General features: G+C 70.5%; 13 protein-coding genes. 3 read left to right on the forward strand and 10 right to left on the reverse strand.

Translation table 11 applies throughout. The features are described from left to right. Nucleotides 1-21 precede the first annotated feature (21 nt). On the reverse strand, nt 22-1,086 hold the full coding sequence (locus tag ABZ808_RS20670) for a HAMP domain-containing sensor histidine kinase (protein ID WP_357008806.1): 1,065 nt from the start codon (nt 1,084-1,086) through the stop codon (nt 22-24). Continuing rightward, the gene (locus ABZ808_RS20675; RefSeq protein WP_357008809.1) at nt 1,083-1,748 is read right to left on the reverse strand and encodes a response regulator transcription factor; all 666 of its coding nucleotides are present in this window, start codon (nt 1,746-1,748) and stop codon (nt 1,083-1,085) included. The genes ABZ808_RS20670 and ABZ808_RS20675 overlap by 4 nt, the downstream gene beginning before the upstream one ends. A 153-nt stretch (nt 1,749-1,901) precedes the next feature. Between ABZ808_RS20675 and ABZ808_RS20680 the strand changes: the two genes are divergently transcribed. From ABZ808_RS20680 to ABZ808_RS20690, 3 genes are read left to right on the forward strand one after another with little or no spacing between them, the layout of a single operon-like run. Then, entirely contained in the window at nt 1,902-3,179 is a 1,278-nt protein-coding gene (locus tag ABZ808_RS20680; RefSeq protein ID WP_357008812.1) for a transcriptional regulator, read from the forward strand. A 48-nt stretch (nt 3,180-3,227) separates the two neighbouring features. Beyond that, nucleotides 3,228-4,733 carry an aldehyde dehydrogenase gene (gene adh / locus ABZ808_RS20685; protein WP_357008815.1) on the forward strand — a complete coding sequence of 502 codons (1,506 nt, stop codon included), beginning with the start codon at nt 3,228-3,230 and terminating at the stop codon, nt 4,731-4,733. Then, complete coding sequence (locus tag ABZ808_RS20690) at nt 4,730-5,077, forward strand: DUF779 domain-containing protein (RefSeq protein WP_357009545.1); 348 nt, start codon at nt 4,730-4,732, stop codon at nt 5,075-5,077. The genes adh and ABZ808_RS20690 overlap by 4 nt, the downstream gene beginning before the upstream one ends. 156 nt (nt 5,078-5,233) lie before the next feature. On the opposite strand, the gene ABZ808_RS20695 is transcribed toward ABZ808_RS20690, so the two are convergent. The 8 genes from ABZ808_RS20695 to ABZ808_RS20730 form a co-directional block, all read right to left on the reverse strand. Beyond that, entirely contained in the window at nt 5,234-6,046 is an 813-nt protein-coding gene (locus tag ABZ808_RS20695; RefSeq protein WP_357008818.1) for a DUF559 domain-containing protein, read from the reverse strand. 135 nt (nt 6,047-6,181) lie between these two features. Continuing rightward, nucleotides 6,182-7,234, reverse strand: coding sequence for an agmatinase (gene speB / locus ABZ808_RS20700; protein WP_357008821.1), 1,053 nt, complete (start codon nt 7,232-7,234; stop codon nt 6,182-6,184). Next, nucleotides 7,231-8,412, reverse strand: coding sequence for a saccharopine dehydrogenase C-terminal domain-containing protein (locus ABZ808_RS20705; RefSeq protein ID WP_357008823.1), 1,182 nt, complete (start codon nt 8,410-8,412; stop codon nt 7,231-7,233). The genes speB and ABZ808_RS20705 overlap by 4 nt, the downstream gene beginning before the upstream one ends. Next, nucleotides 8,412-9,833, reverse strand: coding sequence for an FAD-dependent oxidoreductase (locus ABZ808_RS20710; protein ID WP_357008825.1), 1,422 nt, complete (start codon nt 9,831-9,833; stop codon nt 8,412-8,414). The genes ABZ808_RS20705 and ABZ808_RS20710 overlap by 1 nt, the downstream gene beginning before the upstream one ends. Before the next feature lie 34 nt (nt 9,834-9,867). Then, nucleotides 9,868-10,704 (reverse strand): ABC transporter permease, encoded by an 837-nt coding sequence (locus ABZ808_RS20715; protein WP_357008827.1) that lies wholly within the window; start codon nt 10,702-10,704, stop codon nt 9,868-9,870. After that, nucleotides 10,705-11,613 (reverse strand): ABC transporter permease, encoded by a 909-nt coding sequence (locus tag ABZ808_RS20720; protein ID WP_357008830.1) that lies wholly within the window; start codon nt 11,611-11,613, stop codon nt 10,705-10,707. Continuing rightward, a complete protein-coding gene (locus tag ABZ808_RS20725; RefSeq protein ID WP_357008832.1) occupies nt 11,610-12,761 on the reverse strand; it encodes an ABC transporter ATP-binding protein in 1,152 nt (383 codons plus the stop codon). The genes ABZ808_RS20720 and ABZ808_RS20725 overlap by 4 nt, the downstream gene beginning before the upstream one ends. A 5-nt stretch (nt 12,762-12,766) precedes the next feature. Next, nucleotides 12,767-13,951, reverse strand: a complete 1,185-nt coding sequence (locus tag ABZ808_RS20730; protein WP_357008834.1) for a spermidine/putrescine ABC transporter substrate-binding protein — start codon at nt 13,949-13,951, stop codon at nt 12,767-12,769. Nucleotides 13,952-14,102 lie beyond the last annotated feature (151 nt).

Raw genomic sequence — 14,102 nt, forward strand, 5'->3', positions numbered from 1 at the left:
GACCCCGAACGGTGGTGGGTGCTAGGGCGAGGTGGGTAGTTGGACGTCCACCCGCAGGCCGCCGTGCTCGGCGGGTCGGGCGGCGATGGTGCCTTCGTGTGCCTGGGTGATCGAGCGGGCGATGGCCAGGCCGAGGCCGGCACCTCCGCCGTGCGAGGTGCGGTCCCGGGCGAGGCGACGGAACGGTTCGAAGAGGCCGGCGACAGCCTCCGCCGGCACCGGCTGGCCGGTGTTGACCACGGAGAGCGCCGGCGTCGGACCGACCCTGACGGTCAGCGAGCCGCCGCGCCGGTTGTACTTGATTCCGTTCTCCACGAGGTTGGTGACCAGGCGTTCGAGCAGCACCCGCTCGCCGACGACGACCCGGGGCGCAAGGTGGCTCTCGATGCTGACGCCGGCCTCCCGCGCCCGGTCCTGATAGCCGGCGAGCACCCCGGCGACCAGGTGGTCGAGCCGCTGCGGGATGCGCGCCCGCAGGCCCTGGTCGCTTTCGCTGAGCGCCAGCAGGCCCTCGATCAGCCGCTCGTTGCGCTCGTTGGTCTCCAGCAGTTGGCCGGTCAGCAGCTCCAACTGCTCGGGGGTGAGCGACCGGGCCATGCCCACCTCGATCAGGGTCCGCTGCACGGCGAGGGGGGTACGCAGCTCGTGGGAGGCGTTCGCCGCGAACCGACGCTGCCCCTCGTACCCGGCGGAGACGCGTTCCATCATCTCGTCGATGGCCCGCGCCAACTGGGCCAACTCGTCGTTGCCCCGGGGCCGGATCCGGTGGCCGAGGTTCTGCGGGCCGAGGTGCCGGATCGGCTCGGCGAGGTTACGCAGCGGGCGCATGCACCACGTCGCCCCGAACCAGAGCGCCAGCAGGGCGCCCAGCGTCACGACCAGCACGGACAGCACGGGGAGCACGAACGCGCCACGGCCCGCCTGCGTGCAGGACTCCATCACGCCGGGCAGCGGCAGGCCGCAGAGCAGCAGGCCACGATCCCAGATCAGCCCGGCCAGCCAGTTGCCGACGGTCGGCAGCACCGGCCCGGCGAGCAGCGCCAGCAGGCCCACCAGCAGGACCCGGCGACGGGGGGTCCAGCTCACGCCGGACCTCCGATGCGGTAGCCGGCCTTCGGCACGGTGTGGATGACCGGCGGGTCGCCGAGCTTCTTGCGCAGCGTCATGACGGTGACCCGTACGGCGTTGGTGAACGGGTCGGCGAACTCGTCCCAGGCCTGCTCCAACAACTCCTCGGCGCTGACCACCTGCCCGCCGGCACGCAGCAGCACGTGCAGCACGGCGAACTCCTTCGGGCTGAGCGCCAGCGGGCGGCCGTCCCGGGTGGCGTGGTGCCGGGCGACGTCCAGCACCACGCCATCCTGGGCGAGCACCGGCGGAAGCGCCGGGGTGGACCGCCGCCCGAGGGCCTGCACCCGGGCGACCAGCTCGGCGAAGGCGAACGGCTTGGTGAGGTAGTCGTCGGCGCCGAGGTCGAGGCCCTCCACCCGGTCCCGGATGCCGGCCGCCGCCGTGAGCAGCAGCACCCGGGTGCCGACGGCGGAACCGGCGATGCTGCGGCACACCTCGTCGCCGGTGTGGCCGGGCATGTCCCGATCCAGCACCGCCACGTCGTAGCGGTTCACCCCGATCCGCTCCAGCGCCCCGGCACCGTCGTAACAGACGTCGACGGCCATCGAGAGCCGCCGTAGCCCCTCGGCCACCGTGTCCGCCAACAGCCTCTCGTCGTCCGCCACCAACACCCGCACGATTCCGCTCCCCCGTGGTTCGCCTCGCCCGCATACCGTCCCAGACCAGGGTTAAGGGTTTTGTAAGCACCTCACCCGCGCCATCTTCCACCCGACCTGCCGGTTGGCGATCGAGGGTGAGCTGCGTCACGATGGGGTCCTAGGAGGTCGCCGATGGCTGACCCGTGGCTCGCCCTGGAGTTCGGCGTCGATCCGGCGGAGCGGATCGCGCAGGTCGGCGCCGCCCACGAAGCATTTCTCACCGCCGGCGCCCCGCCGCACCGGGTCCGCGAGGTGGTCCGCCGCTCCTGGGAACGTTCGGCGCGGCTCGACCCAGAGGCCACCCCGCCGGTCGACCTGACCGACGACGCGCTGGCCGCGTACCGGGCCGCGCATCCGCTGGCCCGGGTGCTGCCGCTCTTCCGGGACCTGCTCGGCGGCATCGCGCAGGACGGTGAGCACCTGATGGCGGTCTGCGACGCGTACGGGCGGATGCTCTGGGTGGAGGGGCATCCGGGGGTGCTCCGGCACGCCGAGCGGATGAACTTCGTGCCCGGCGCACGCTGGGACGAAACGCACGCCGGCACCAACGCTCCCGGCACCGCGCTGGCCGTCGACCACAGCGTGCAGATCTTCGCCACCGAGCACTTCAGCCGGCCGGTGCAGCGCTGGACGTGCGCCGCCGCGCCGATCCACGACCCAACCACCGGGCTGCTGCTCGGCGCCGTCGACATCACCGGCGGCGACCACCTGGCCAACCCGCAGAGCCTGGCGCTGGTCCGGGCCACCGCCCGGGCCGCCGAAGCGCAGCTCGCCGCCGCCTGGCCGATTGAGCCGGGCGTCGCCTTCGTGACCGCGCTCGGCCGCGACGAGGCGGAGCTGCGTGTCAACGGACGGCGCATCCGGCTCGGTCGCCGGCACAGCGAGCTGTTGGTGCTGCTGCTGCACCATCCCGAGGGCCGCACCGGCGAGCAACTCGGCCTCGACCTCTACGGCGACGACCGGCTGCACCCGGTCACCCTGCGCGCCGAGCTGTCCCGGCTGCGCCGGGCGCTCGGGCCGGAGCTGCTCGACTCCCGCCCGTACCGGCTACGCGGCACCGTCCGGGCCGACTTCACCACCGTTGCCGCACGGCTGGACCAGGGCGATCCGGCGGGAGCGCTCGACGCGTACCCCGGGCCGTTGCTGCCCGGGTCGGACGCGCCGGGAGTCACGCGACTGCGCCGGCTGATCGACGGTCAGCTCCGCGCGGCCGTGCTGGCCGCCGCGGACCCGGCGCTGCTCGCGGCCTGGACCGCGACACCAGCCGGCGTCGACGACCTGGCCGCGTGGCAGGCCCTGGCGCGGGCGTTGCCGGCGGGCGCGGCGCGTCGGCCGCTCGCGCTCGCGCGCATCGACCAGCTCGCCGAGGAGTACGACCTTCCGCGCGCAACGTGGCTGCAACGTTCCTGAAACTACCGTCGCCGTCGGCACACCCGCACAACGACGGCGGAGGTAACCATGACGCGCTACGACGCGCCCACCCACTGGCAGTCCCGTTACGACCACTTCATCGGCGGCGAGTACGTCAAGCCGCACGGTGGTGACTACTTCGAGAACCCCACCCCGGTCACCGGGCAGACCTTCACCGAGGTCGCCCGGGGCACCGCCCCCGACGTGGAGAAGGCACTGGACGCCGCCCACGGCGCGGCCGACGCCTGGGGGCGCACCTCGGTGGCCGAGCGGGCGCTGATCCTCAACCGGATCGCGGACCGCATGCAGGAGAACCTGGAATCGCTGGCCATCGCCGAGAGCTGGGAGAACGGCAAGCCGGTCCGGGAGACCCTCGCCGCCGACATCCCGCTCGCCATCGACCACTTCCGCTACTTCGCCGGGGCGATCCGGGCGCAGGAGGGCTCGCTCGGCGAACTCGACGACGACACCGTGGCGTACCACTTCCACGAGCCGCTCGGCGTGGTCGGGCAGATCATCCCGTGGAACTTCCCGATCCTCATGGCCACCTGGAAGCTGGCGCCCGCGCTGGCCGCCGGCAACGCCGTGGTGCTCAAACCGGCCGAGCAGACCCCGGCGTCCATCCACTACTGGCTGTCGCTGGTGGCGGACCTGCTGCCGCCCGGCGTGCTCAACATCGTCAACGGCTTCGGCGTGGAGGCCGGCAAGCCGCTGGCGTCCTCGGCCCGGGTCGCGAAGGTGGCGTTCACCGGCGAGACCACCACCGGGCGGCTGATCATGCAGTACGCCAGTGAGAACATCAAACCCGTCACCCTGGAGTTGGGCGGCAAGAGCCCGAACATCTTCTTCGACGACGTCAGCGCGTCTCGCGACGATTTCTTCGACAAGGCCCTCGAAGGCTTCACCATGTTCGCCCTCAACCAGGGCGAGGTCTGCACCTGCCCGTCGCGGGCGCTGATCCAGCAGGGCCACTACAGCGACTTCCTCGCCGCCGCGGTCGCCCGCACCGAGCAGATCGTGCAGGGCCATCCCCTGGACACCGACACGATGATCGGGGCGCAGGCCTCCAACGACCAGTTGGAAAAGATCCTGTCCTACCTGGACATCGGCCGTCAGGAGGGCGCCCGCGTGCTGACCGGCGGCGCCCGCGCCGACCTGGGCGGCGAGTTGTCGGGCGGGTACTACGTCCAGCCCACCATCTTCGAGGGCGACAACTCGATGCGGATCTTCCAGGAGGAGATCTTCGGCCCGGTGGTCTCGGTGACCTCCTTCGCCGACCTCGACGACGCCGTCAAGACCGCCAACGACACCCTGTACGGGCTGGGCGCCGGCGTGTGGACGCGGGACATGAACACCGCGTACCGGGCCGGGCGAGCCATCCAGGCAGGTCGAGTGTGGACGAACTGCTACCACGCGTACCCGGCGCACGCCGCGTTCGGCGGTTACAAGCAGTCCGGCATCGGCCGGGAGAACCACAAGATGATGCTGGAGCACTACCAGCAGACCAAGAACCTGCTGGTCAGCTACTCCACCAAGAAGCTCGGCTTCTTCTGATGCCCGTCGTCTCGCTCACCCCCGCGGCGGCCGAGTTGATCCGGTCGCTGCGGGGGCGGCACGGGCCGCTGATGTTCCACCAGTCCGGCGGCTGCTGCGACGGCAGCGCACCGATGTGCTACCCGGCCGGCGAGTTCCGTACCGGCTCGTCCGACATCCTGCTCGCCTCGCTCACGGTCGACGGGGTGTCCGAGCCGGTCGAGTTCTGGATGTCGAAGTCGCAGTGGGAGCTGTGGAAACACACGCGGCTGACCGTCGACGTGGTCCCCGGCCGAGGCAGTGGCTTCTCCCTGGAAGCGCCCGACGGCGTCCGCTTCCTAATCCGCTCCCACCTAGCCCCCTAACCCACCCCGCCCTCACCCTCACCCTCACCCCCCGCGCGATCTTGCAGTTCGTGTCGCCGATGTGCCACTTCTGCACCAATAGTCGAGGCAGGAACTGCAAGATCGGCGTGAGAGAAGGGGCGGGAAGGGCACCGGGGTGGGCGGGGTGGGGTGGGGTTACGAGAGGGCTGCACGGACGGTCGCGATTATGTAACTGGGGCGCTGGTAGAGGTCGCGGTCGGTGAAGTAGCGCATGCGCCAACCGTTCGCGTCGAGCCAGTTGACGCGTTCCCGGTCGCGCCGGAGGCGATCACGGTCCAGATGAGATGAGCCGTCGTACTCGATACCGACCCGGCGCTCGCGGTACCCCAGGTCTAGCCGATAGAGACGGATGCCGTGACGGTCGTGCACCCATAGCTGCGGCTCCGGCGGCGGCAGCCGTCCATCGATTAACGTTAGGCGGAGCTGGCTCTCCTGCCGGCACTCCGCCCGACCGTCCGCCAACGGCACGAGTTCGCGCACCTGCCGGACGCCGCGCAGCGCGCGATGGGCCGACACCTCCCTCAGCAGATCCTCCTGGGTGACCCTGCCTGTCCGCAGTGCCGCGTCGAGCACGGGCAGCGCGTCCAGTCGCCGGACGGCGCGTGCGAGATCCACCGCACAACGGGCCGCCGGAACGCAGGGCACGCCATCAACGAGAACCGGATGCACGGGCAGAATCGAGTGGTGTACGACCAACCCGGGGAGCCGGGGCTTGGGTATCGAGGCGGGCAGTTGGATGTGGACCACGTCCTCCCGCAGCACGCCAAAGCCGTGTCGCCGCGCCGCGCTCTGCCTGGTCAGCATGGCCTCCCCGGGCAGCCGGAGCAGGAGAGCACGTAGCTGGTCTCCGTCGCCGCAGGGCTGGTCGGCGTAGACGCCGCGACGCACCCGCAGCAACTCCTCGCGGGCGAGTCGGGTGCGAATCCGCCGCACGGTAAGGGCTCGCATCAGCGCATCCGTACGCCACATCTGAGTAGCCACGCCGCCAGCCTGACGGCCCACACCGCCCCCCGAGACCCCACGAAAGCGGGCTGTGGATAACGCCATCCCGTGTGGACAAGTCCCAAAGCCTCGCCCTCTCTGCTAGCCCACCCCGACCGCCCCGCGATCTTGCGCTTCCTGTCGCCGAATTGCCCGGAAGATACGAAAAGCCGGGGCAGAAAGTGCAAGATCGCGGGGGAGGGCGGGGCGGGCGATGGCCGAGAGCGCCTCCAGGACCACGCGGTTCCCCAGGTACGCGGTGATGTCGGCGTGGTCGTACGGCGGGGCGACCTCGACCACGTCCACCCCGACCACGGGCAGCTCGTAGCAGACCCGGCGGACGGCGTCGAGCAGTTGCCGGGAGGTCAGGCCGCCCGGTTCCGGGGTGCCGGTGCCGGGTGCCATTCCGGGGTCGACCACGTCCACGTCGACGGAGAGGAACACGCCCTCGCACTCGTCCACCGCGATCGTGAAGGCCTCGGTCAGACACTCTTCCAGCCCTCGCGAGACCAGCTCGGTCATCTCGTACGACCGCATCCGCTGCTCGGCCATCCAGGACAGGGTCTCCGGGCCCGGCCAGTAGCCGCGCAGCCCGATCTGGAGGAACCGGTCGCCGCGTACCGCGCCGGACTCGATGAGCCGGCGCATCGGCTGGCCGTGACCGTGTAGCGAGCCGAACTCGATCTCGCCGGTGTCGGCATGGGCGTCGAAGTGCACCAGCGACACCCGGCCGTGTCCGTGCTGTCGGGCCACGCCTGTCGCGTCGGGCAGCGCGATGGAGTGGTCCCCGCCGAGCACGACCGGGATCGCACCGGAGGACGAGACGGCATACACCGCCGCCTCCAACGCGGACAGCGACCTCTCGATGTCGCCGGAGAACATCTCGACGTCGCCGGCGTCGTACACCCGCAGGTCGCGCAGTGCGTCGACGCGCAGCGCGAGGGACGGGCGGGAGCCGTCGTGGGCCAGGTAGCACGCCTGGCGGATGGCCGACGGCCCGAACCGGGTGCCGGGTCGGTGCGAGGTGCCGCCGTCGAAGGGCGCGCCGACGATCACCGCGTCGGCGTCGGCGTACGAGGCGGGGTCGTCGAGCGTGCACCGGTCCACGCCGAGGAAGGTGATGTCCGGCCCGTACATGGCCCCGTAGCGGCTCATCGCTCCTCCATTCCCCACGGCGAGCCGTAGGCGGTCAGCAGGTCGAGGAAGGGCGTCGGGGCCAGCGCCTCCGGGCCGAGCACCCCGACACCGGACCAGACGCCGCTGGCGAGCAGCTCCAGCGCGACGACCGGGTTGACCGCCGTCTGCCACACCACTGCCTGGTGCCCGTACTCCCGCATCGACCACTCGTTGTCGACGACGTGGTAGAGGTAGACCTCCCGGGGCTGCCCGTCCGGGCCGAGGCCCCGAACCCAGGTGCCGGCGCAGGTCTTGCCGCGCATCCGCGCGCCGAGGGTGGCCGGGTCGGGCAGGCAGGCCGCCACCACGTCGCGCGGGGACACGTCGACGCCACGCACCCGCACCGGAGTGACCGCGTCCAGCCCGAGCTTGTGCAGGGTCTTGAGCACCCCGATGAACTCGTCGCCGAGGCCGTACTTGAAGGTGACCCGCTTGGCGTCGATCCAGCGCGGGATGAGCAGCACCTCTTCGTGTTCCACGTTGACGCACTCGACCGGCCCGATGCCCTCGGGGAAGTCGAAGACCTCGGGCTCGGAGAACGGCGACGTGGTGTACCAGCCACGGCCCTTCTCCCAGACCACGGGCGGGTTCAGGCACTCCTCGATCGTGGTCCAGATCGAGAAGGAGGGCGCGAAGTCGTAGCCGTCGACGGTGAGGTTTGCCCCGTCGCGGACGCCGATCTCGTCGATCTCGCTGAAGAGTTCGTCGGCGGCGTACCGGGCGAACACGTCGGACAGGCCGGGCTCGACGCCGATGCCGCCGAGGGCCAGCCGCCCGGCCGCGGACCACTCGTCGGCCCGGGCGAACTGGTCGTCACCGAGCTTCACGCCGGTCGCGGCGTGCGACAGCGACATCGCCATGTCCAGGTAGTCCGCGCCGGCCGCGAACGCGCCGTCGAAGATCGGCATGACGAAGCGTGGGTCGACGGCGTTGAGCACGTGGGTGATCCGGTGCTCCCGGCAGAGTGCCGCGACCGCGTCGGTCGACGAGGCGTCCACCTGGGCGGCGACGAACCGGTCACCGTGACCGGTGATCGCGCGGCGGGCCCGGTCCAGGTCGTAGTCGGCGACCACGATCGTCTCGTAGAAGGACCGTCGGGCGGCGATGGATACAGCGGCGGAGCCGACGCCACCGGCGCCGACGAGAAGGACACGCATCAGGAATCAAACCCCAAACCAAGGCGATCGAGAGTACGGAGCCACAGGTCACGCCGACCCTCGCGCGCGTCGGCCCGGGCCATCGACCGGCGGGTGAGATTGATGCCGAGCGCGCGGACCGGTTCCGGCGGGAACGGCAGCGGCTTGCGGCGTACCAGGTCGAGCCGGGTCAGCGGGGTGTCCCCGCCGTCCAGCAGGTCGAGCAGCACCCGCGCGGAGAAGCGGGTGGCACCGACGCCGAGGCCGGTGTAGCCGGCCGCGTACGCCAGTCGACCGTCGTAGGCGGTGCCGTAGAACGGGCAGAACCGGGTGCAGGTGTCGATGACGCCGCCCCAGCGGTGGCTGAAACGCACGTCGGCGAGCTGCGGAAACGTGGTGAAGAAGTGGTTGGCGAGGGTGGTGAAGGTGGCCGGCCGCTGTTCCAGCTCCGGCGCGACCCGGTTGCCGTAGTGGTAGACCGCGTCGTAGCCGCCGAAGAGGATCCGCCCGTCGGCCGTGATCCGGTAGTAGTGGAACTGGTTGGCCGTGTCGGCCAGCCCCTGCCGGTTACGCCAGCCGATCGCGTCCCGCTGGGCCGGCGTGAGCGGCTCGGTCATCAGCACGTGGTCGTACACCGGCACGACGTACGCGCGCAGCCGACGCAGCAGCGGCGGAAACGCGTTGGTGGCCAGGACGACCCGCCGGGCCCGCACCGAACCGGGTGCGGCGCCCCGCCCGCCGGCCGTCCGCGCACGCAGCGCGGCGCCGTCGGCGCGCAGGCCGGTGACCCGGGTGTGCTCGTGCACCCGCACGCCGAGGTCGAGGCAGGCACGGCGCAGACCCCACGCCAGCTTCGCCGGGTCCACCATCGCCACCCGGTCGGCATCGAACATCCCACCCAGGTACGTCGGCGAGTCGACCTCGGCGCGCACCTCGTCCCGGTCGAGCAGCCGCACCCGGTGGCCGTACCGGCGGGCCAGCTCCGCGTCGGCGGCCAGCCCGTCGAGTTGGTACGGCTCGACGGCGACGGCCAGCTCGCCGGTACGTTCGAAGTCGCAGTCGATGTCGTGTTCGGCGACGGTGGCGGCGATGGCGTCCAGGTTCTCCCGGCCGAGGCGTTCCAGTTCGCCGACCTCGTCGGGGAACCGGTCGACGCCGTTGGCCAGCCCGTGGGTGAGCGAGGCGGCACAGAACCCGCCGTTGCGCCCGGACGCGGCCCAGCCGCAGGTGCCGGCGTCGACCAGCAGCACGTCGCGGTCGGGATCGGCCTGCTTGGCCAGCAGGGCGGCCCAGAGCCCACCGTAGCCGCCGCCGATCACCAGCAGGTCGGCGGTCTGCGGGCCAACGAGGGGCGGCAGCGGATCGGGGCGGTCCGGGCGGTCCAGCCAGTACGGCACGGGTGCCGCGTCGGCGAGCGCCCTGCCGGCCTGCGAGAGGGTCATGACCGCAGACCTGTCAGACCACCCGCGGCCGGGGTCATGACGACCGGCGCGGTTGAGGCGCCGTACGGGCCAGCAGGTTGGCACGGCGAGCCCGCCGGCCGCGCAACGAGCTGAGCCCGACCAGCAGCAGCGCGATCGCGAACATCGCGGTGCCGATGACGTTGACCTGCGGCGGGATGCCCCGCTGGGCAGCGCCCCAGACGTACATGGGGAAGGTGACAGTGGTGCCGGCGTTGAAGTTCGTGATGATGAAGTCGTCGAAGCTCAACGAGAAGGCCAGCAGCGCGGCGGCCACGATGCCGGGCAACACCAGCGGCAGGGTGATCCGCCGGAACGTCTGCCACTCGCTGGCGTAGAGGTCCATGGCGGCCTCCTCCAACCGCCGGTCCATCCCGGCCAGCCGCGCCTTCACGGTCACCACGACGAACGACACGCAGAACATCACGTGCGCGATGACGATCGTCCAGAAGCCCTGCGGCACCCCGGCGGAGACGAACAGGGCCAGCAGCGACGTGCCCATCACCAGTTCCGGGGTGGCCATCGGCAGAAAGATCAGCACGTTGATGCCCGACCGGCCCCGGAAGCGGTGCCGGACCAGCGCGAACGCCATCAGGGTGCCGAGCACGGTCGCGACCACGGTGGCGATGAAACCGATCTGCACGCTGCGCACGACCGCGTCACACATGTCCGAGGTGGCACACGGCTGACGCCAGTTGTCCAGCGTGAACTCGTTGAAGTCGTACGACAGGCGGCTCGACGGGCGGTTGAACGACAACCCGGCCACCACCAGGATCGGCAGCGCCAGATAGCCGAGCACCAGTAGCGCCACGATCATCACCCAGCGGTCAGCCAGCCAGCGGGACACTCTCATTTAGAGCACCTCCTCCGTGCCGGCCCTGCGCAGATAGCCGAAGACCACCGCGAGGATCGCCGCCATCAGCAGGAACGACAGCGCGGCGCCCTGCGGGTAGTCCAGCCGCACCAGGAACGCCGAATCGATGACGTTGCCGATCATGTACTCGTTCGGGGTGCCGAGCAGTTCGGCGTTGATGTAGTCGCCGCTGGCCGGAATGAAGAACAGCAGCGTGCCGGCGACCAGGCCGGGCATGGACAGCGGCAGGGTCACCCGACGGAACGCCTGCAACCCGCTCGCGTACAGGTCGCTCGCCGCCTCCAGCAGCCGGTGGTCCAGCCGCTCCAGGCTCGCGTACAGCGGCAGCACCAGAAACGGCAGGAAGTTGTACGTCAGGCCGAGCACCACCGCGAACGGCGTGGCCAGCAGCCGGCCGTCCGGGCCGAGCAGGTGCACGTCACGCAGCAGACCGACCAGCGCGCCGTTGTCCGACAGGATCGTCTTCCAGGCCAAGGTACGGACCAGGAAGCTGGTGAACATCGGCGCGACCACGCACACCAACAGCAGGTTCTTCCACCGGCCGGCCTTCTGCGCGATGGCGTACGCCAGTGGGTAGCCGAGCAGCAGCGCCAGCACCAGGGCCAGGCCGGCGTAGCCGAACGAGCGCAGCAACTGCGGCCAGTACGCCTGCACCACGTCCGGGTAGTTGCCGAACGCCCACGTCATCGCGTACCCGGTGGAGAGCGAGCCGCTGGGGTCGTAGAGGCTCGCCGCGGCGAGTTGCAGCAGCGGTACGCCGAAGAACACCAACAGCCAGGCCGCGCCGGGCAGCAGCAACAGGTACGGCAGGAGCCGGTACCGCCCGGGCCGGGCGGGCGGTGGCGGGGGCGGCGGCTGCCCCGGTTTGGTGGGAGCCAGGAGGGTCATGACGGCGCGCCCACCGGCTCGTCGAGCACCGGCGAGGTCCGGTCGGTGTCGGCGGCGTCGCGGGGCAGCAGGAACGCGTGCCGCGGATCCCAGTACGCCACCGACTGGCTGCCGACCGGCACCTGGGTCCCCACTCCGCTGTTGGCCGCGAAGACCGACAGTTCGGTGCCCCAGTCGGTGCGCAGCAGGTACTGCGTGCTGACCCCCACGTAGGAGGCGTCCGTGACGACCCCTGTGACGTGCTGGTGGCCGGCGGGCACCTGGTCGGCGGAACCGACCAGGTGCAGCTTCTCCGGGCGTACCCCCAGGTGGACCGGCCCCCGGTCGGCCCGTGCCCGGCCGGCGGGCACCGAGAAGCGCGAGCCGTGTGCCGTCACCGCGACGTCGCCCCCGGTGGTGCCGGCGGCCTCGGCGGCGAGCAGGTTGGACTGGCCGAGGAAGTTCGCCACGAACGCGGTGGCGGGGAACTCGTAGATGTCGGCCGGGGCACCGAGCTGCTCGATCCGGCCGGCGTTCATCACCGCGACGGTGTCGGCCATCGTCATGGCCTCCTCCTGGTCGTGGGTGACGTGCACGAAGGTGATGCCCACCTCGGTCTGGATCCGCTTCAGCTCGATCTGCATCTGCCGGCGCAGCTTCAAGTCGAGCGCGCCCAACGGCTCGTCGAGCAGCAGCACCTGCGGCTGGTTGATCAGCGCACGGGCCAGCGCGACCCGCTGCTGCTGGCCACCGGAGAGCTGGGCCGGGCGGCGGCTGCCGAAGCCGTCGAGCTGCACCAGCGACAGCATCCGCAGGACCTCGTCGTCGACCGGGCGGATGCCCCGCCGACGCAGCCCGAAGGCCACGTTCTCGAAGATCGTGAGGTGCGGAAAGAGCGCGTAGCTCTGAAAAACCGTGTTGACGGGCCGCTTGTACGGCCGCAGCCGGGCGATGTCCCGATCGCCGAGCAGTACCTGGCCGCTGGTCGGCTCCTCCAGCCCGGCGATCATCCGCAGCGTGGTGGTCTTGCCGCAGCCGGACGCGCCGAGCAGTGCGAAGAACGAACCCTGCTCGATGGTGAGGCTCAGATCGTCGACGGCCGTGAAGATGCCGAACCGCTTGGTGAGGTTGGCCAGGCGCAGATCGCCGGCCGGTGTCTCGCGCGCCATCCCCGTCACGCCCCGATGACCTGCTGGAACTTGCCTTCGTACTCCTTCTCCTGCCGTTCGTCCAGGGACATGAACACCCTGGACTTCGACAGCAGCGCCTCGTCCGGGAAGATCAGCGGGTTGGCGGCGAGCTCCGGGTCGATCTTCTCCATCTCGGCCTGCGCGCCCTTGACCGGGCAGATGTAGTTGACGTACGCGGCGAGCTTCGCGGCGACGGCCGGCTCGTAGTAATAGTTGATCAACGCTTCGGCGTTGCCCTTGTGGGTGGCCTTGTTGGGAACCATCATGTTGTCGCTGAAGAGCATCACACCGGAGTCGGGCGCGACGAACTTCACCTTCTCGTTCTCACTGGCAAGCTGGATGACGTCGCCGGACCAGCCGATGCACGCGGCGATGTCGCCCTTGGCCAGATCCGGTGCGTAGTCGTTGCCGGTGAACTTGCGGATCTGCCCGGAGTCGACGGCCTTCTTGAGCTTGTTGAGCGCGTCGTCGAACTGGGCGCCGGTGAAGTTCGCCGGGTTGTGCCCGCCCGCACCGAGCAGCAGGCCCATGGTGTCGCGCATCTCGCTGAGCGCCGTCACCTTGCCCTTGAGGTCGGGCCGGGTCAGCAACTCGTCGACGGTCCGCACCTCCTTGGTGACGCTGCCGTTGTACGCCAACCCGGCGAGGCCGGACTGCCACGGGATCGAGATCCGGTTCTCGGTGTCGAAGGAGCGGTTGAGCAGCGACGGCAACAGGTTCGCCTGGACGTTCGGGAGCTTCGCCGGGTCGAGCTTCTGGATCCAGCCGAGCCGGATCATCCGCGCCGCCATCCAGTCGGTCAGGACGATGATGTCCCGGTCGGTGCTCTGGCAGGCGGCGAGCTGGTTCTGCACCTTGCCGAAGAACTCGTTGTTGTCGTTGATGTCCTCGGTGTAAGTGACCTGGATGCCGGTCTTCGTGATGAACTCGTCCAGACTCGGCCGCTTGGATTCGTCCTTCTCGTCGACGTCCATGTACTGCGGCCAGTTGGAGAAGGCAAGCTTCTTCTCGGTGCCGGAAAGGTCCTCGCTGACGCAGCCGGCCTCGGTCTGCTGCGCGCCCTTGGTGCCACAGCCGGCGAGGCTGCCGCCCATGGTGAGCAGTGCGGCCGAACCGAGAGTGCCGGTGAGCAGTCCACGCCGGGAGAGAGGCCGGAGGGGAGTACGCATGACGACTCCTAAGGGGGTCATCGTCGGCGGGCGGGACGGGGGAGGCGCGCCGGCGGAAGGGTCGGGAGAATCAGGTGTCGTGGACGACTGATCCTGACATGAGGTGACCTTCCTTACAAGGGATTCCGTTGCGGGAATAGCGATGCACGAC

The sequence above is a fragment of the Micromonospora sp. NPDC047527 genome, from assembly GCF_040643015.1.
GTDB lineage: Bacteria > Actinomycetota > Actinomycetes > Mycobacteriales > Micromonosporaceae > Micromonospora.